The organism is Microbispora sp. NPDC046973 (assembly GCF_040644495.1).
Lineage (GTDB): Bacteria > Actinomycetota > Actinomycetes > Streptosporangiales > Streptosporangiaceae > Microbispora.
The window spans coordinates 251,754-270,718 of sequence record NZ_JBEYWQ010000008.1; the positions used below are offsets into that span (position 1 = coordinate 251,754).

Sequence of the window (18,965 nt, forward strand, 5' to 3'; positions counted from 1 at the left end):
GCCCGGATCCCTACTTGAGCTGGTCCTCGGTGTAGTAGCCGCTGCCGACGATGACGTCCTTGTAGTTGTCCTTGTCGACGACCACCGGGTCGAGCAGGTACGACGGGACGACCTTGTTGCCGTTGTTGTAGTCCGTGGTGTTGTTCACCTCGGGCTTCTGGCCCTTCAGCACCGCGTCGGCCATCTTCACGGTCTGCTCCGCGAGCTTGCGGGTGTCCTTGAAGATCGTCGAGTACTGCTCACCGGCGATGATCGACTTCACCGACGCCAGCTCGGCGTCCTGGCCGGTCACGACCGGGTACGGCTGGCCGCTGGTGCCATAGCCGGAGCTCTTGAGCGCCGACAGGATGCCGATGGACAGCCCGTCGTACGGCGAGAGCACACCGTCGACCTTGGCGTCGCCGGTGTAGGTCTTGGTGAGGATGTCCTCCATGCGCTTTTGCGCCGTGGCGGGGTCCCACCGCAGGATGGCGGCCTGCTTGAAGTCGGTCTGGCCGCTCTTGACCTTCAGCGTGCCGTCGTCGATCTTCGGCTTGAGCACCGACATCGCGCCGTTCCAGAAGAAGGTGGCGTTGTTGTCGTCGGGCGAGCCGCCGAACAGCTCGACGTTGAACGGGCCCTTCTTGCCGCTGTCGACGCCGAGGCCCTTCAGCAGCGAGGTGGCCTGCTGCACGCCGACCTTGAAGTTGTCGAAGGTGGCGTAGTAGTCGACGTTCGGGCTGTTGCGGATGAGCCGGTCGTAGGCGATGACCGGGATCTTGTTGTCCGCGGCCTCCTGCAGCTGCGAGGTGATCGCGGTGCCGTCGATCGAGGCGATGATCAGGAGCTTGGCGCCCTTGGTGATCTGGTTCTCGATCTGGTTGACCTGGGTGGGGATGTCGTTCTCGGCGTACTGGAGGTCCACCTTGTAGCCGAGGGCCTCGAGCTGCTGCTTGACGTTGTCGCCGTCGTGGATCCAGCGCTCCGACGACTTGGTCGGCATGGTGACGCCGATCAGGGCACCGGCGTTGCCCGCCGCGGAGGACGCGGACGCCTGGGTGTCCACCGTCTTCTGGCTGGAGCCGCAGGCCGTCATGGTCGCGGCGAGCGCGATGGCGGACACCACGCCCCCGATTCGTAGCAACCTCATATGCATCTCCTTGTTGGGGGTCGCCGCACATCTGGATGCGGCCGATAGAAGGTATAGGACGTATCAAGGAGTTCGGCGGCGCGATCCACCCGAGAACACGCGCTGCAGGAGGATGAAGACGAACAGCAGCAGACCAATGAAGATCTTGGTCCACCAGGAGCTGAGCGTGCCCTCGAAGCTGATGATCGTCTGGATCAGCCCCAGCACGAGCACGCCGAGCACGGTGCCGAGCAGGAAGCCGCTTCCGCCGGTCAGCAGCGTACCGCCGATGACGACCGCGGCAATCGCGTCCAGCTCCATGCCCACGGCGCTCAGCCCGTAGCCCGACAGCGAGTAGAAGGCGAACAGCAGTCCGCCGAGGGCCGAGCAGAACCCGCTGATCGTGTAAACAGCGATCTTCGTACGGGCCACCGGGAGACCCATGAGAAGGGCCGACTGCTCGCTGCCGCCGGTCGCGTAGACGTTGCGGCCGAGCCGGGTGTAGTGCAGCACGTACGCCGCGATCAGCACGACCACCACCGCGATCACCGCGCTCGGGGAGACCGACAGGTCGCCGCCGAGGTTGATCCGCGACTGGGCGATGTCGGTGAACGTCGGGTTCTCGATCGGGATCGACTCCGTGCTGATGGTGTAGCACAGGCCGCGGGCGAGGAACATCCCGGCCAGCGTGACGATGAACGGCTGGATCTCGAAGTAGTGGATGATGGCGCCCATGGCCAGGCCCAGCACCGCGCCGATCACCAGCACCAGGGCCATGACCGCGTACGCCGGCCAGCCGTCCTTCAGCAGGCTGGCGCTCAGCATCGTGGCGAGCGCCACCACGGAACCGACCGACAGGTCGATGCCGCCGGTGAGGATCACGAACGTCATGCCGACCGCGACGACCAGCAGGAACGCGTTGTCGATGAAGACGTTGAGGATGATCTGCCCGGTGGCGAAGTTCTCGTAGCGGATGCCGCCCGCCACGAACATCGCCACGAACAGGCCCGCGGTCACCAGGACCGGGATGTACTTCGGCGGGACCGTACGGCGGAGGTCCCGCAGGCCGGTGATGCTCGTCATGCCGAGACCCTCACCTTCTCTTCGGCCGCCGGGCGCGCCGTCATCGGGCGCCTGCGGCGGTGGAACACCTTCGCGCGGAAGGCCGGGGACTGGATCAGGCAGACGATCGTCACCACGAGCGCCTTGAACAGCAGCGTCGTCTCCGGCGGAACGCCGATCGAGTAGATCGTGGTGGTCAGCGTCTGGATGATGAGGGCGCCCAGCACCGTGCCGCTCAGCGAGAACCGGCCGCCGGACAGCGGGGTGCCGCCGATGACGACGGCGAGGATCGCGTCCAGCTCGATCCACAGGCCGGCGTTGTTGCCGTCGGCGCTGGAGACGTTCGAGCTGATCATGAGGCCGGCGATGCCGGCGCACAGCCCGCAGAACGCGTACACCGTCATGAGCACGCCGCGGGCGCTGATGCCGGCCAGGCGGCTCGCCTCGGCGTTGCCGCCGACCGACTCGATGAGCAGGCCGAGCGCCAGGCGCCGGGTGAGGAACGCGGTGAGCGCGAGCACGACCGCCACGATGATGATCCCGAACGGCAGCGTCAACCAGTAGCCGCCGCCGATCAGCTTGTACGGCGAGCTGTTGACGGTGGTGATCTGCCCGTCGGTGATGAGCTGGGCCAGGCCGCGCCCGGCGACCATCAGGATCAGCGTCGCGATGATCGGCTGGATGCCGATGCCGGCGACCAGGAAGCCGTTCCACGCGCCGAGGACCACCGACAGCACCAGCGCGAGGCCCACGGCCCCGAGGACGCCGCCCACGGAGTTCTGGTCGGACAGGCCGCTGATGCGCAGGCAGGCCAGCGCGCCGGCGATCGCCACGACCGAGCCGACCGACAGGTCGATGCCGCTGGTGGCGATGACCAGCGTCATGCCGAGCGACACCAGGATCAGCGGCGCGCCGAACCGGACGATGTCGATGAGGCTGCCGTAGAGGTGCCCCTCCTTCATCTGGATCTTGAAGAAGTTGTCCGTGAAGAAGAGGTTCAGGGCCAGCAGCGCGACCAGGATGACCAGGGGCCAGAACAGGCGGTGCTTGAGGATCCGGCTCATGATCGGGCTCCGCTCGCGATCGTCTCCGTCAGTGTGTCTGTGGTCAGGCGCTCGTCGTTGTCCAGTTCGGCGACGAGCCGCCGGTCGCGCAGCACGCCGACCTTGTGGCTGAGCCGCAGCACCTCCTCCAGCTCGGCGGAGATGAACAGCACGGCCATCCCGCCGTCCGACAGCTCGGCGACGAGGCGCTGGATCTCGGCCTTGGCGCCGACGTCGATGCCGCGGGTGGGCTCGTCGAGGATGAGCAGGCGGGGCTCCAGGATGAGCCAGCGGGCCAGCAGCACCTTCTGCTGGTTGCCGCCGCTGAGGTTCTTGATGAGCTGGTCGGGGTTGGCCGGGCGGATGTTCAGCGCGGTGATGTACTTGTCGACCAGCTCGTCCTGCTTGCGCCGCGGGATCGGCCGGGTCCAGCCGCGGGCGGCCTGCAGGGCGAGAATGAGGTTCTCCCGGACCGTCAGGTCGGGGATCAGTCCCTCCGCCCGCCGGTTCTCCGAACAGAAGGCCAGCTTCCGGGAGACCGCGGATCGGGGCGTGCGCAGGTTGACCTGCTCACCGCCGATCTTCAGCGATCCGGTGCCGGCGTGGTCGGCCCCGAACAGCAGCCGGGCGATCTCCGTACGGCCCGAGCCGAGCAACCCGGCCAGGCCGACGACCTCGCCCTCGTGAATCGTGAGCGTGAACGGCTGGATGGCGCCGGCGCGGCCCAGGTGCTCGGCCTCCACCAGCGGGGCGCCCTCGCGGGCCGGCGGGCGCTCCTCCAGCTTCTCCAGGTCGGCCAGCTCCCGGCCGATCATCTTGCCGATCAGCTCGACCTGGCTCAGCTCGCTGGTGAGGTACTCCCCCACGAGCGCGCCGTTGCGCAGGACCGTCATCCGGTCGGAGATCTCGTAGATCTGGTCGAGGAAGTGCGAGACGAACAGGATCGCGATGCCCTGCTCCTTGAGCCTGCGCATCACCGTGAAGAGCTGGGCGACCTCCCCGGCGTCCAGGCTGGAGGTGGGCTCGTCGAGGATGAGCACCTTCGCGTCGATGTCGACCGCCCGAGCGATCGCCACCATCTGCTGGATCGCCAGCGAGTACGACGACAGGGGCGCCGACACGTCGATGTCGAGGTCGAGCCGGGCGAGGATCTCCTCGGCCCGGCGGCGCATCGCCTGCCACTGGATGCGGCCGAGCCGGCGAGGCTCACGGCCGATGAAGATGTTCTCCGCCACCGACAGGTTCGCGCAGAGGTTGACCTCCTGGTAGACGGTGCTGATGCCCGCCTGCTGCGCGGCCAGGGGGCTGGAGAAGGCGACCGGCCGGCCCTCCAGCTCGATCTCGCCGGCGTCGATGTCGTAGACGCCGGTCAGCACCTTGATCAAGGTGGACTTGCCGGCGCCGTTCTCCCCCATCAGCGCGTGGACCTCGCCCGGCAGCAGCCGGAAGTCGACGCCGTCCAGTGCCTTCACGCCGGGGAACTGCTTGCCGATCCCGCTCATCCGCAGGATCGGCGCGGGTGCGGCCATGCGGCGCCCCTCTCTGTGTCTCCCGCTCACCGTCGGAGCGCTCACTTCCGCCTGGTCGTGCCGGAGGCGCGGGAAACGCCTCCCTCGTCGCGCTCTGGTCGCCGTGCCTGCCGTGCCTCGCTTCGCTCGGCTGCTCGGGGCGCCTTCAGGCCGCGTCTTCCCTCGTCGCGCTTGGTCGCTTCGCTCCCGCGCGCTCCTCAGTCCAGAACACGGCCGCGCCCTTCGCGGCTCCCGTGCGCTCCTCAGTCCAGATCGGCGGCGCACTCCTCCGGATCGCTCGGTTCTCGTGTCTCGTCGTCGCGGGCAGGGCCGCCCCCGTGGCGGGGGCGGCCCTGAATCCGATCAGTACTTGCGGTTGGGCAGGGCCTCCTTGGCCTGCTCCTGGGTGAAGGTGGTCTCCTCGGTGACCACCCGCTGGGGCACCTGCTCGCCCTTGACGACCTTCTTGGCGAGGTCCATGAGCTGGGTGCCGAGCAGCGGGGAGCACTCGACGATGTAGTTGATCTTGCCGTCGGCGAGGGCCTGCATGCCGTCGTGCACCGCGTCGACCGTGATGATCTTGATGTCCTTGCCCGGGACCTTGCCCGCGCCCTCGATCGCCTCGATGGCGCCGAGGCCCATGTCGTCGTTGTGCGCGTACAGCACGTCGATCTTGGGGTTGGACTTCAGGAAGGCCTCCATGACCTCCTTGCCCTTGGCGCGGGTGAAGTCGCCGCTCTGCGAAGCGATGACCTTGAACTTCGGGTCGGCGGAGATGACCTGCTGGAAGCCGGCCTTGCGGTCGTTGGCGGGCGCGGAGCCGGTGGTGCCCTCCAGCTGGACGATGTTCACCTCGTCCTTGCTGTCCTTGTACTGGTCGACCAGCCACTGACCGGCCTTCTTGCCCTCCTCGACGAAGTCGGAGCCGAGGAAGGTCTTGTACAGGCTGGTGTCCTTGGAGTCGACGGCCCGGTCGGTGAGGATGACCGGGATCTTCGCGTTCTGCGCCTCCTTGAGGACGGTGTCCCAGCCCGACTCCACGACCGGCGAGAAGGCGATCACGTCGACCTTCTGCTGGATGTAGGACCGGATCGCCTTGATCTGGTTCTCCTGCTTCTGCTGCGCGTCGGAGAACTTCAGCTCGACGCCCGCGGCCTTGGCGGACTCCTGGATGTCCTTGGTGTTGGCGGTACGCCAGCCACTTTCCGCGCCGACCTGGGCGAAGCCCATCACGATCTTTCCGTCGTCGGCGGAGCCGCCGCCCGACGCGCTGTCGCCGCCGCCGCTGTTGCTCCCGCAACCGGCCATCGTCAGCGCGGTGGCACCGGCCAGGATCAGTGCCGAGATCCTCTTCAACACTTGGGGGGATCCTTTCTAACTGTTAGCGCTAACACCTAGGGCACAGCGCTCGTTATCCAATGTGTTTCCGTACGGCTAGCGCGCCGCTGTGCTTCCCCTGAGCACGAACTGGGGAGGCACGACGAGACGCTCATGGGGCAGCGCCTCGCCCGACTCGATCTGCCGGAGCAGCACGTCGATGCTGCGCCTGCCGACGGCCCCGAAGTCCTGTCTGATGGTGGTGAGCGGCGGGGAGAAGAACTCCGACTCAGGGATGTCGTCGAAGCCCACGATGCTGATCTGCTCGGGGACCTTCACCCCCTCCTCCGTGAACGCGCGCAGCAGGCCGAGCGCCATCTGGTCGTTGGCGACGAACACCGCGGTGACGTCGCCGGCCATCGCGGCGAGCTCCTTGCCGGCGCGGTAACCGGAACGCGGGCTCCAGTCGCCGGTCAGCATGCCGGGGACGGGCCGCCCCGCGGCGGTCAGCACCGCGCGCCAGCCCTCGATCCGGCCCTCGGCCTCCAGCCAGTCCGCCGGGCCGCTGACATGCCAGACGGTCTCGTGCCCGAGGTCGAGCAGGTGCGAGGTCGCCAGCCTGGCGCCCTCGACCTGGTCGACGCTCACCACGGAGACCTCGCCCTGATGCCAGCCCTCGACGGCCACGGCGGGCATGCCCGCCGGCAGGTCGTCGAGCGCCCGGGCCGCCGATCGCTGCGGGGCGACGACGACGATGCCGTCCACGCCCTGCTCGGCGAGGTAGCCGATCGCGTCGTTCACGCCGGCCCTGTCGATGGTCCGCAGGCTCACGATGCTCACGAAATAGCCCGCGTCCCGCGCCGCCTGCTCGATTCCGTATACCGTGCTGGCCGGGCCGTACAGCGTCGTGTCGAAGCTGACCACGCCCAGCGTGCGCGAGTGCTTGGTGACCAGGGCCCGGGCGACGAGGTTGCGACGGTAACCGAGCTGGTCGATGGCCCGCATGACCCGGGTGCGGGTCTCGGCGCGGACGTTCGGATGGTCGTTGAGCACCCGCGAGACCGTCTGGTGCGACACTCCGGCCAGCCTGGCCACGTCGGCCATGACGGGCGGGCGACGCTCGACGTTGGGTCTCACCGGCACTCCTCTCAACTGCTTGGGAAGACTGTGAGCGTTAACACGACCCCCCGTCAAGGTGGTGGCCGATTACGGTCCGGTCACACCGAAACATCGCGTTAACCTCCTATTGACGGACATGCCGCATCGCCCTTAACTGGTGGCCGAATCCAGCTTGTTAGCGCTCACTTTGCGACCATCCCGTGATGTTTGCGCTAACAGAACCCGGAGGAGCCCCCCAAATGAGCAGAAAGGCCTGGTCACTGGCCTTATCGGCGGCCATGATGAGCGGTGTGGTGAGCGGCGTGCTCTCCACCACGCCGGTTCAGGCCGAAGCCGCCGACCCGATTCCCGCCGGCGCGGTCGTCGACCAGTTCGACACCGCCGCGCTCGGTCCCGACTGGCAGGTCCTCAACCCCGACGACACCCAGTGGTCCCTGGGCGAACAGCCCGGCAGCCTGCGGATCCACTCCCTCAAGGGCGACACCTACCAGAGCGACAACTCGGCCAAGAACATCTTCCTCATGGACGTCCCCGCCGGGGACTTCGAGGTCGTCACGAAGATCAGCGCCCCGGTCGCGCTCGACTACCAGAGCGCCGGCATCTTCGCCTGGCAGGACTGGGACAACTACGTGCGGGCCGGTCTCGCGCACGTCGGCTCGTCCGGGGGCAACGTCATCGAGACCGACACCGAAGTGAAGGCGGCCTTCACCGCGGCCTTCGCGAGCCGCCCCGGATCCACCGGCGAGATCCTCAAGCTGGCGAGGTCGGGCAACGAGTTCACCTCGTCCTACTGGGACGGCTCCGCCTGGGTGCAGGCGTCCAAGGTCACCGCCGCGCTGGACGTCAGGCAGGTCGGCCTGTTCGCGCTGTCCGCGCAGAACGGCACACCGATCGCGGCCGACTTCGACTACTTCGCCGTCAAGGCCGCCGCGGGCAAGACGATCGTCCCGTCCGGCCCGTTCACGCTGCGCGCGGCCGGCTCCGCGCCGTACCTGTCGGCCGCCGAGGACGGGCGGGTGCTCGTCTCCGACGCGCAGGCGATGACGAGCCTCGCGGTCACCGCCGAGGACAAGGGCGACGGCACGGTCGCGCTCAAGGACCTGAACGGCAAGGGCTACCTGCGGGTCGCCGACGACTCCACGCTGCGCATCGGCTCGACGGCTGGATCGTTCCAGCTCCGTGACGCCGGCGGAGGCAAGGTGTACCTGTCGGCCGGGGACAGGCAGGTCGTGGTCAGCGACGGCAGGCTCGTCGCCGGCGGCCAGAACACGACACAGGGAACGAAGTTCCGGGTCGAAGGGTATGCCAAGGACGTCGGCGAGCTCACGGTGGACACCGCCGCCGACGGCACCAAGGTCAGCCCCAACCTGTACGGCATCTTCTACGAGGACATCAACCACGCGGCCGACGGCGGCCTGTACGCCGAGCTCGTGCAGAACCGCTCCTTCGAGTTCAACTCGGTGGACAACCGCAACTACAACGGCCTGACCGCGTGGACCAAGGTCGGACGCGGCGGCGCGACCGGCACGGCCGCGGTGTCCGGCGACCAGCCGCTGAACGGCGACAACCGCAACTTCCTGCGGCTGGACCTCACGAACCCGGGCGCCGGCTACGGCGTGAGCAACGCCGGCTTCAACAAGGGCATCGCGGTCCAGGCCGGCAAGGCCTACGACCTGTCGCTGTTCGCCCGGCGCACCGCCGGCGGCCCGATCACCGCGTCCATCGAGAGCGCGGACGGCTCCACGGTGTACGGCACCGCCACGATCGACGCCCAGTCGGCCGACTGGAAGAAGTACACCGCGACGATCACCGCGAGTGGGACCACCGACGCCGCGCGCCTGGTCGTGCTGGCCGGCGGCACCGGCCGGGTCGACCTCGACATGATCTCGCTGTTCCCCGAGGACACCTTCAAGGGCCGCCAGAACGGCATGCGCAAGGACATCGCCGAGACGATCGCCGCGCTCAAGCCGCGGTTCCTGCGCTTCCCCGGCGGCTGCGTGACCAACGTCGGCACCTACGACCCGTACTCGCTCAACCAGGACCGGCGCCGCATCTACCAGTGGAAGGAGACGCTCGGCCCGGTCGAGGAGCGGCCGACCAACTTCAACTTCTGGGGCTACAACCAGACGTACGGCATCGGCTACTACGAGTACTTCCAGTTCGCCGAGGACCTCGGCGCCGAGCCGCTGCCGGTGCTGTCGGTGGGCGTCAACGGCTGCAACGAGAACCGGCCGCTGACCGACGAGGCCAAGCTCCAGCGGTGGGTCCAGGACACGCTCGATCTGATCGAGTTCGCCAACGGTCCCGCCGACTCCACCTGGGGTGCCAAGCGGGCCGCCATGGGCCACCCCAAGCCGTTCGACCTGAAGTACATCGGCCTCGGCAACGAGGAGATCTACACCGAGTTCTTCACGAACTTCCCCAAGTTCGCGAGCGCGATCCGGGCGAAGTACCCGAACATCAAGATCCTCTCGAACGCCGGCCAGACGTCCCAGGGCAGCTGGTTCGACCGGATGTGGCAGTTCGCCCGTGACCAGAAGGCCGACCTGGTCGACGAGCACTACTACAACGACCCGAGCTGGTTCCTGGCCAACAACCACCGTTACGACACCTACGACCGCAGCGGCCCGCACGTGTTCGTCGGCGAGTACGCCTCGAAGGGCAACACGTACTGGAACGCGCTGACCGAGGCGTCGTACCTGACCGGCATCGAGCGCAACTCCGACGTCGTCGAGCTGGCGTCGTACGCGCCGCTGCTGTCCAACGTCGACTACGTCAACTGGACGCCGGACCTCATCTGGTTCGACAACGACCAGGTCTACGGCTCGCCCAGCTACTACGTGCAGCGCCTGTTCTCCCGCAACGTGGGCGACACCGTGCTGCCGAGCACCTACAAGGCGAGCCCGCTGCCGGTCGACGCCATCAGGGGCGCCATCGGCCTCGGTTCCTGGAGCACCCAGGTCCGCTACGACGACGTCAAGGTGACCGGCGCCGACGGCACGGTCCTGTTCAGCGACGACTTCTCGAACGGCACGGGCAAGTGGACCCCCGGCCAGGGCACGTGGGCGGTGCAGGACGGCGCGTACGTCCAGACGGCCAACGTGACCGACGCCCGGTCCACGGCCGGCTCGACGGACTGGTCCGACTACACACTGGAGGTCACCGCCCGCAAGACCGGCGGCGCCGAGGGCTTCCTGGTGATGTTCGGCGCGAAGGACACCGGCAACTTCTACTGGTGGAACATCGGTGGCTGGAACAACACCCAGTCGGCCGTCGAGAAGGCGACGAACGGCTCCAAGTCGTCGATCGCCACGTCGGGCACCACGGTCCAGACCGGCCGCGACTACAAGATCAAGATCCAGGTCTCCGGTCGCCGCATCACCACGTGGCTGGACGGCCAGAAGATCAACGATTTCACCGACAACGCCTCCGTCGAGCCGCTCTACCAGGTGGTCTCGAAGGACAGCGACACCGGCGACGTGGTGATCAAGGCCGTGAACGTCCAGGACACCGCCGTGCGCAGCACCGTCGACCTCGGCGCCGCCAAGATCGCGCCGAAGGCCGTCGTCACCTCGCTGACCGGCGACCCCGCCGCCGTGAACTCGCTCGCCGAGCCCACGAAGGTCTCCCCGGTCGAGCGGGAGGTGAGCGGATTCTCCTCCGCCTTCACCTATGACTTCCCGGCCCGCTCGGTGACGTTCATCCGCCTCGGCAAGGACACCCGGACCGACACCGCCGTCACCGCCCACGCGTCGCCCACGCAGGTGAAGCAGGGCAAGAAGGTCCAGGTCCACTACAGCGTGGACCCGGAGGGCGCGACCGGTGAGGTGACCGTGTCCGAGGGCGCGACGATCCTCGGCGAGGGCACGCTCAACCCCGGCGGCCAGGGCAAGACCGAGCTCGGTCTCGACCTGCCGGCCGGCACGCACGAACTCACCGTCTCCTACTCCGGCGACGCCCGCTTCCGGCCGTCCGTCACCACGGTGACGCTGGAGGTGAAGCCGTAACAAGCGGCCGTCCGGGGTGCGCCATCGCCCCGGACGGCTCCTCCGCGCGCCCCGCCGGGGGCCTAGACCGGCGGGACGCGGTTTTCCGCCCGGCGCGCTCGCGAGCCGGGCGGAAGCCTTTCAGGGGCGCACGCCCGTGCTCTCCCTGACCACGAGCTCGGGCTCCACCATGCGCCTGGCCTTGCCTTCCACCCCGGCGATGCGGTCCAGCAGGAGCTGGAACGCCTGCCGGCCGACCTCGCCGAAGTTCTGCCGTACGGTGGTCAGGGGCGGCCAGAAGTAGGCCGACTCGGGGACGTCGTCGAACCCGACGACGCTCACGTCCTCGGGGACCCGCCGGCCCGTCTCCCGCAGGGCCCGCAGCACGCCCATCGCCATGTGGTCGTTGGCCACGAAGATCGCCGTCACGTCGGGCTCGCGGGCGAGCCGCTTGCCGATCTCGTAGCCGGAGTACGCGGTCCAGTCGCCGACCAGCGGCTCGGGCACCTCCCTGCCCTCCGCCTCCAGCGCCGACCGCCAGCCGGCCACCCGGCCGCTCGCGTCGATCCAGTTGGGCGGGCCCGACAGGTGCCAGACGGTGCGGTGACCGAGGCTGAGCAGGTGGCGGGTGGCGCGGGCGGCGCCGGCGTACTGGTCCACCGCCGCCACCGGAACCGGCAGGTCCGTTCCCCCGCCGACGTCGACCACCGGGAGCCCCGGGGGAAGGTGCCGGAGCCCCTCGGCGGCCGACTCGTGCGGCGCGACGACGATGACGCCGTCCACCGACTGGGACCGCAGGCGGTCGATCCCCCTGGTGATCCAGCTGCGGTTGAGCGCGGGCAGGCTGGCGATGCTGACCAGGTAGTCGCTGTCCCTGGCCGCCTGCTCGATGCCGAACAACGTGGAGGCCGGGCCGTACAGGGTGGTGTCGAAACTGACGACCCCGAGCACTCCCGAGCGGCCGGTCACCAGGACCCGTGCGGCCGAATTGGGCCGGTAGTCGAGTTCGCGGACCGCCGCGAGAACGCGCGCCCGGGTCTCCGGGCGCACCTTCTCCGGAGCGTTCAGCACTCTCGACACGGTCATCGCCGACACTCCTGCCAGCTCCGCGACGTCCTCCATGACCGCCGCCTTCGGGCGTTCGGTCGGGCTCTCACCAGGCCGGACCTTCGTCATCCGCCGCGCCCCGCTCATTCTGATCAGGTTCCCGAGTGTTTGCGATAACAGCAAGCCGTGTCACTATTGTCATGATCACTGTTGCGTCACGCGCCGATGAGGAACGTTCCGCCCGGTGACCGCGCACGCGCACTGCCCCCAGCTCATGGTATCGCTAACAGGTGCCCCGGCCCCGGAGTTACCTTCGGGCGTCGCGAAGTTCCCCCCTGGCGAGCCAGGCGAGGGCGCACAGAAGCACGATCGCCCCGCCCACCTGTACGGCGGACATGCGCTCGCCCAGCAGCACGACGCCGATGACGGCGGCGACCAGCGGTTCGAGCAGGGAGAGGACCGCCGCCGTGGTGCCGCCGACGACGCGCAGCCCCGCGAAGAACAGCCCGTACGCGAGCGCCGTCGGCACGGCCGCCAGGTAGCCGAGCAGCAGCACGTTGGTCACGGCGTGCCCGGCGGGCAGCAGCCCTCCGGCGGCGGCGAGCGGGAGCAGGCAGGCCGCGCCCCCGGCGAAGCCCCACACGGCCACGCCGTCGGCGGGCATCCGGCGGGTCGTGAGGGTGACAAGGGAGTAGGCCGCCGCCGACAGCAGCGAGTAGCCGGCGCCCGCGGGGGTCACCGTCTGCGCGCCTCCTGTGAGCATGGCAAGACCGGCGACGGCGAGCGCGGCGCTCCCGAGGCCGGTGCGCCCCAGCGGCTCGCCCAGGAAGACCCTGCCGCCGGCCGCCACCAGGAGCGGGGCGGCGCCCATCGTGATCATCGTGGCGATCGCGACACCGGCCTCGGCGATCGCCGCGAAGTAGGCCGCCTGGCACACCGCCATCGCCGGGCCGACGAGCAGCACCACCCGCCAGGAGGGGCGGCTGCGGGCGACGGCGAGCAGGAGCGCCGCGCCGCAGGCGAAGCGCCAGAACGACACCGCGACGGGACTGAGCTGTCCCGCGCCGTGCAGCAGCGCTCCCGCCGCTCCCCCGGTTCCCCAGGCGACCGCGGCGGTGGACACATAGACGAGGCCCTGCCGTACGGACAGGGCTGGAGCATGGTTCATCGACGTCTCTCCAGTGAGGTGGGCCCGATTCCCGCAGGCGGGCAGGGACCACCGGCCGGGCCGCCCTGGCCCGGCTCACCGGATGGCGCCGCCCGCTAGCGGGCGGGGGGCGGAGAGACGATCAATGTCACGCGGGCACCGTAACGTGTCCGCACGGCCGGCCGCATCACCATTTAGGCACTTTCGGGGGTGCCGGTGCGCGCGGCGCGAGCCGGAAGGCTTAGTCTTGCATCGTGGCAGCCCGAGGCGAGGTCAGGTCGCCTCGGGCTGTCCGTTCAAGGAAGCCCAGGATGCGCGACCAGGCGTCGGCGCAGACCTCGGCCAGCTCCGGACGGCCCAGCTCGAAGAAGCTGTGCGGCGCTCCCGGATAGGTGACGAACTCGTGCGCCACCCCCGCGCCTTCCAGCGCCTCGCCGAACGCGCTCACCACCTCGGGGGAGATGCCCTCGTCCGCGCCTCCGAACAGTCCCAGGATCGGCCCGCGCAGCTCGCCCGCCATCTGGGTGGGACCGGGCTTGCCGAACAGCACGTCCGGATAGCCGTACAGGCCGATGGTGCCGGCGAGCCCGAAGGCGGGCCGGGCGGTCATGAACGCGAGCCTGCCACCGAAGCAGAAGCCGAGGGAGACGATCTCCTCGGCGCCCTCAGTCCGCAGGTGCGCGGCGCCGGCGGCGATGTCGGCGAACAGCCCGTCCTTGTGCGCCTTGCCCAGGTGCTCCATGAAGGGGAAGTCGCCGGTCCGCGGGCCGGTCCCGGCCGTACGCCCGAAATAGTCGATGGCGAGTGCGGTGTGCCCCCGCTCGGCGAGCCGTTCTGTGAGGCGCTCGTAGAATCCCGACAACCCCCGGTTGTCCGGCAGGACGAGCACCGCAGGACCGGACGCGCGGCCGGGGCGGGACAGACAGGCCGCGAAGTCCGCGCCGTCGGCCGAGGTCAGCACGAGACGCTCGGTCGTGGCGGTCGTGATCGGAGAACCGTGGACGGGCGGCACGGCGCCGGGCTCGTAACACACGGGCGATACGCCTTTCATCGGAATCGGCAGGTACACCCGTGAGGCTATAAGACGATTTTTGCATCATATCATGACGAAATAAATTTCCGATCTCCGGTATATAACAAGCCCATCTCCCCGAATCGGGGAGATGGGCTTGTCATGGCGGCGTTCGAATCAGATCACCGGACCGGGCGTGTCACGCGGCGGCACCGGCCCGGTGCCGGGGACGGGACCCGTGCCGGGAGCGGGCGGGATCGGACCGGAGCCGGGCGCCGGCAGCGGCGTCTCGCGCGGATACTCGGGGTTCACGGTCTGGGGCGGCATCGGCTCACCGATGTCGTAGCCCGTGCCGGAGCCGCCGGTGCCCGTGCCGCCCTGCTGGTGCGGGCCGGGAACCTCGCCGCGCCAGGCGCCGGTCTCGGCGCCGCGCGACTCGATGAAGGTCTTGAAACGCTCCAGGTCGCCCTTGACCCGCATGCGGACGATCTGCAGCGCGTCCGCCGCCTTCTCCAGGAAGCCCTCGGGGTCGTACTCCATCTGCAGCGTGACGCGGGTCGTGTTGTCGTCGATCCGGTGGAAGGTGACGACGCCGGCCTGCCGCGGCGGGTCCACCGAGCGCCAGGCCACCCTCTCGTCGGGGTGCTGCTCGGTGATCTCCGCCTCGAACTCGCGGCGGACGCCCGCGATTTCGACGACCCAGTCGGTGCGCGTGTCACCGATCTGCTTGACCGACTCCACGCCCTCCATGAACTCCGGGAAGCTCTCGAACTGCGTCCACTGGTTGTACGCGGTGCGGATCGGGACATTCACGTCGACGGACTGTTCGATCGAGCTCATGCCTTCTCCTTCTCTCGTGGATTTCTGCACTACGCCTGCCCTGAGAGATGGACGTAAACCCGGGTGCGCGGCCTCAGCGGGAGGCCGACCTGCGGCGCTTCTCGTGGCGTCCGGCCGGACGGGCCAGGCGCGGCCGGGCCGCGTCGCCCCCGTTGCCGCCGTCGGCCGACCGCGCACGCCGCGTCTTCTCGGCCGACCGGCGCCCCCGTCCCGTGACGAGGTCGCGCACGCCCCGCGAGACGTGGTCGTGCCGCCGGCCGGTGGGCACGGACGACGTCTCGTCTTCCAGGGTGCGGTCGGCCGCCGCGTACCAGCCGGTGACCACCTGTACGGCGAGCGCGGCGAACAGCAGCCCGAACGGCAGCGCCCACCCGCCGCTCACCTGGTGGAGCAGGCCGAACGTGATCGGTCCTGCGCCCGCGATGAGATATCCGGCGCTCTGCCCGAAGGCCGACAACGCGGCGGTGCCCGCCGCCGTGCGGGTCCGCATGGCCAGCAACGCCAGCGCGAGCGGGAAGGTGCCCCCGCCGACGGCCACGAGGATCGACCAGGCCCACAGCGCCTGCCCGGTGAGCAGGCCCGCGAAGCCGGCCGTGTACAGGGCGGCGAAGACGATCACCAGCGGACGCTGGCCGGACAGCCGGGCCGCCAGGGCGGGCACCGCCATGGAGACGGGGATCCCGAGCCCGGTGAACACGGCGAGGACCAGGCCGGCCTGGCCCGCGGTGTAGCCGTTGTCCCGCAGCAGCAGCGGCAGCCAGCCGAACATCACGTACGCGATGAGCGACTGCGAGCCGAAGTATCCGGCCACGGCCCAGGCGAGCCTGCTGCGCAGGAGGCCGTCGGCTCCGGCCCTCGCGGATGTGTCGCGCCGCTCCGGCTCACCGCGCCTGAGCGCGAGCCACGGAATCGCGGCCACGGCGGCCAAGGCCGCCCACACCCCGAGTGCCACATGCCAGTTGCCTCCCGCGGCCTGCTGCACGGGAACGGTCGCGGCGGCGGCGACCATCGTCCCGGCCGCGAGGGCCGTCGAGTAGACGGTGGTCATCGCCCCCGCCCGCCGGGGGAAGTGCCTTTTGATCAGCGCGGGGATGACGACGTTGCCGACCGCGCCGCCCGCCAGCGCGACCGCGCTGGCCGCCATGAACGGCACGGCGGAGTCGACGAGGGAGCGCGCGGCCTGTCCCGCCGCGAGCAGGACGATCGCGCCCAGCAGCAGCCGGTGCTCCCCCATCCTGCGGGACATGGCCGGCGTCAGTGCGCCGAACAGGGCGAAGCTCATCACCGGCAGCGTGGTGAGCAGCCCGGTCATCGCCGCCGACAGCCCCAGCCCCGCGCTCACCTCGTCGAGGACGGTCCCCACGCTGGTCACCGCGGTGCGCAGGTTCAACGCGGCGAGGGCGATGCCCCCGGCGATCAGCCACGCCATCGATCCGCCTTGTGCTCCCGGCACGCCCCTCCGCGTCACGACGGCACTCATCGCCGCAACATCTCCCCTCATCGGGTCATCCTACGATTGACACCATACCAAAGCCCTCATCGCTCCCATTTGTTCCAGCTTCGGAGAACTCGTTACGAACGCCGGACGCCGCGCAGCAGCCACAGGAGGCCGATCACGGGCAGCGCGAGCGGCACGAAGCCATACCCGCTGCCGTACCCCGACCACACGGTGGCCTGCGGAAACGCGGCGGGGTCCGCCAGGCTCAGCGTGCCGACGACCAGCACCCCGGCCAGCTCGACCAGGCAGGCGGCGAGCGCGACCCGCCGTGCGCCCCGGGCCAGCGCCACCGTGAGCACGATGTAGACCACTCCGGCGAACGCCGACAGCACGTACGCCAGCGGCGCCTCGGCGAATCTCGTGGCGATCTGCACGGCGGCGCGGGAGGTCGCGGCCAGCGCGAAGATCCCGTACACGGCCACGAGCACCCGTCCCGGCCCGGAGCGTACGGCCTCGCCGCCCCGGTCCTGCCCGGAAGGGATGCTCATGCCACCTCCTCGCCTTGCGGCTCGGAGTCGCATGAGCGAATCGCACTGTGTCTATTGATTCGCTCGCTACGCTCGCTCATGCCACCTCCTCGCCTTGCGGCTCGGAGTCGCATGAGCGAATCGCACTGTGTCTATTGATTCGCTCGCTACGCTCGCTCATGCGCCGGCGTTCCAGATCTGCAGCAGCCGCCCGGTCATGACGGCCACGGTGAAGGCGGCCACGGCGATGACCCCCGGGCCCCAGCGCGTGCGCTCCGCCCGGCCCCACCACATGGCGGCGGGCGGGATCACCACGGTGCCCGCCAGGTAGCCGATGAAGGTCGCCTTCTCCACCACGTGGCCGAGATCGGCGAGCGCGAAGCCCGCCTGCGCGAGCACGGCCAGCTCCAGCAGCCCCAGCCCGGCCAGCAGCACCGGCCCCATCGGGCGGTCCCGTACGGCGGTGACGACGCCGGCGAGCGCCAGCAGCAGGGCGGCGCCGATCAGCCAGCCCGAATAGGCGCCGTTCATGCCGCGCTCAGGGCGGGGATCGCAGACATGGCCAGTAGGGTATCGGCCCGCACCCCCGCCCTGCCGCACGCCCTGCCATCGCTGCCGCGCGGCCTGCCGGCGCCGTCACACGCCTCGCTAGCGCTGCCGGGTCTCCGCGAGGAGCAGGTCGACCGCGTCCTCCGGCTTCCCGTTGACCGCGTACGCGCCCCGCTGGCGCGAGGCGGAGCTGCCCCGGCGCAGCGCCGCGTCGGCGAGCTCCGAGACGATCTCCCAGTCGCCCAGCTCCTCCAGCGTCGGCCGCAGCTCCTCCAGCATCCAGGTGATGAGCCGCGGGGCGGGCTCGGGCCGGCTCGTCACCGGCGACAGCAGGTCGCCCTCCAGCCCGTCACGGGCCGCACGCCAGTTGGCGGCCCGCAGCAGCGCGAGGCGCTGCTCGCCGACCGGCGGCTCGCCCCGCTCCACCGCCTCCGTCTCCCTCGTCATGAGGGCGCGGAAGAGACCGGCGAGCAGCACCACGTCGTCCGCGAGCGGGCAGGAGTCGCAGATGCGCATCTCCACCGTCGGCACGTGGGCGCTGAGCCGCAGGTCGAAGTAGACCATGCCCCGGTCCTCGATGACGCCGGACGCCACGAGGTCCTCGGCCGTCCTGTCATATTCGGCGGCGTCGGCGAACGGGCCGAGCGGGCCCGCCGTCGGCCAGCGCTGCCAGGTCAGCGCCCGGCTGCTGGCATACCCGCTGTCCTCGTCCATCCAGTAGGGCGAGCTGGCGCTGAGCGCGAGCAGCGGGGGCAGCCACGCCTCCACGCGCTGGGCGGCGAGCACCGCCACGTCCCTGTCGTCGATCTCCACGTGCACCTGCGCCCCGCAGATGAGCTGCTCCTGGGCGAGGAACCGGTAGGACTCCGACAGGTACTCGTAACGCTCCCCCGGAGTGAACGTATAGCCCTCGATGCCGGTGATCGGCGTCGTGCCGGAGGCGATCACGCCCACCCCCAGCGGCTCGCCGGCCGACACGAGCGCCTGGCGCAGCCGCACGATCTCGGCCCGCACGTCGCCCAGGTCCTCCATCGGGGTGCTGTTGGTCTCCACCACCGAGCGCTGCAGTTCGGCCGCGAACCCCTCGTCCGGCAGCCGCTCCAGCATCGACTCCGCCAGCGGCGTCAGCCGCCGGGTCTCGAGATCGACGACAAGGAACTCCTCTTCAACGCCGACAGGCCGTCTCTTCGTCATGACCGATCACTACCCCGGTGGTGCGGAATAGGCCTGACCTGGCCGATCACGCATGGACCGGTGTCGGG

At 69.7% G+C, this 18,965-nt stretch carries 15 protein-coding genes; 1 reads left to right on the forward strand and 14 read right to left on the reverse strand.

What is annotated here, in order from left to right; translation table 11 throughout:
• Positions 1-10: 10 nt before the first annotated feature.
• From chvE to ABZ860_RS18285, 6 genes are all read right to left on the reverse strand, one after another.
• The gene (gene chvE, locus ABZ860_RS18260; protein WP_357221337.1) at positions 11-1,129 is read right to left on the reverse strand and encodes a multiple monosaccharide ABC transporter substrate-binding protein; all 1,119 of its coding nucleotides are present in this window, start codon (positions 1,127-1,129) and stop codon (positions 11-13) included.
• A gap of 63 nt (positions 1,130-1,192) precedes the next feature.
• Entirely contained in the window at positions 1,193-2,191 is a 999-nt protein-coding gene (yjfF, locus tag ABZ860_RS18265) for a galactofuranose ABC transporter, permease protein YjfF (RefSeq protein ID WP_357221340.1), read from the reverse strand.
• On the reverse strand, positions 2,188-3,234 hold the full coding sequence (locus tag ABZ860_RS18270) for an ABC transporter permease (RefSeq protein WP_357221342.1): 1,047 nt from the start codon (positions 3,232-3,234) through the stop codon (positions 2,188-2,190). The genes yjfF and ABZ860_RS18270 overlap by 4 nt, the downstream gene beginning before the upstream one ends.
• The gene (locus tag ABZ860_RS18275) at positions 3,231-4,742 is read right to left on the reverse strand and encodes a sugar ABC transporter ATP-binding protein (protein WP_357221344.1); all 1,512 of its coding nucleotides are present in this window, start codon (positions 4,740-4,742) and stop codon (positions 3,231-3,233) included. The genes ABZ860_RS18270 and ABZ860_RS18275 overlap by 4 nt, the downstream gene beginning before the upstream one ends.
• A gap of 342 nt (positions 4,743-5,084) precedes the next feature.
• Positions 5,085-6,080: an ABC transporter substrate-binding protein gene (locus ABZ860_RS18280; protein WP_357221347.1), complete on the reverse strand. Its 996-nt coding sequence runs from the start codon at positions 6,078-6,080 to the stop codon at positions 5,085-5,087.
• Positions 6,081-6,155: 75 nt separating this feature from the next.
• Positions 6,156-7,142: a LacI family DNA-binding transcriptional regulator gene (locus tag ABZ860_RS18285; protein ID WP_357221472.1), complete on the reverse strand. Its 987-nt coding sequence runs from the start codon at positions 7,140-7,142 to the stop codon at positions 6,156-6,158.
• Between the two features lie 254 nt (positions 7,143-7,396).
• Between ABZ860_RS18285 and ABZ860_RS18290 the strand changes: the two genes are divergently transcribed.
• On the forward strand, positions 7,397-11,164 hold the full coding sequence (locus ABZ860_RS18290) for an alpha-L-arabinofuranosidase C-terminal domain-containing protein (protein ID WP_357221350.1): 3,768 nt from the start codon (positions 7,397-7,399) through the stop codon (positions 11,162-11,164).
• 120 nt (positions 11,165-11,284) lie between these two features.
• On the opposite strand, the gene ABZ860_RS18295 is transcribed toward ABZ860_RS18290, so the two are convergent.
• The 8 genes from ABZ860_RS18295 to ABZ860_RS18330 form a co-directional block, all read right to left on the reverse strand.
• Positions 11,285-12,319 (reverse strand): LacI family DNA-binding transcriptional regulator, encoded by a 1,035-nt coding sequence (locus ABZ860_RS18295; protein ID WP_357221475.1) that lies wholly within the window; start codon positions 12,317-12,319, stop codon positions 11,285-11,287.
• 178 nt (positions 12,320-12,497) lie between these two features.
• Positions 12,498-13,358, reverse strand: coding sequence for an EamA family transporter (locus tag ABZ860_RS18300; RefSeq protein WP_357221353.1), 861 nt, complete (start codon positions 13,356-13,358; stop codon positions 12,498-12,500).
• 220 nt (positions 13,359-13,578) lie between these two features.
• Complete coding sequence (locus ABZ860_RS18305) at positions 13,579-14,370, reverse strand: dienelactone hydrolase family protein (RefSeq protein ID WP_357221356.1); 792 nt, start codon at positions 14,368-14,370, stop codon at positions 13,579-13,581.
• A gap of 156 nt (positions 14,371-14,526) precedes the next feature.
• Complete coding sequence (locus ABZ860_RS18310; protein ID WP_357221359.1) at positions 14,527-15,189, reverse strand: SRPBCC family protein; 663 nt, start codon at positions 15,187-15,189, stop codon at positions 14,527-14,529.
• A 73-nt stretch (positions 15,190-15,262) separates the two neighbouring features.
• Complete coding sequence (locus tag ABZ860_RS18315) at positions 15,263-16,618, reverse strand: MFS transporter (protein WP_357221362.1); 1,356 nt, start codon at positions 16,616-16,618, stop codon at positions 15,263-15,265.
• A 143-nt stretch (positions 16,619-16,761) separates the two neighbouring features.
• Positions 16,762-17,175 (reverse strand): hypothetical protein, encoded by a 414-nt coding sequence (locus ABZ860_RS18320; RefSeq protein WP_357221365.1) that lies wholly within the window; start codon positions 17,173-17,175, stop codon positions 16,762-16,764.
• A gap of 156 nt (positions 17,176-17,331) precedes the next feature.
• A complete protein-coding gene (locus ABZ860_RS18325; protein WP_357221368.1) occupies positions 17,332-17,685 on the reverse strand; it encodes a hypothetical protein in 354 nt (117 codons plus the stop codon).
• 117 nt (positions 17,686-17,802) lie between these two features.
• On the reverse strand, positions 17,803-18,897 hold the full coding sequence (locus ABZ860_RS18330) for a glutamate--cysteine ligase (protein WP_357221371.1): 1,095 nt from the start codon (positions 18,895-18,897) through the stop codon (positions 17,803-17,805).
• Positions 18,898-18,965: the final 68 nt, after the last annotated feature.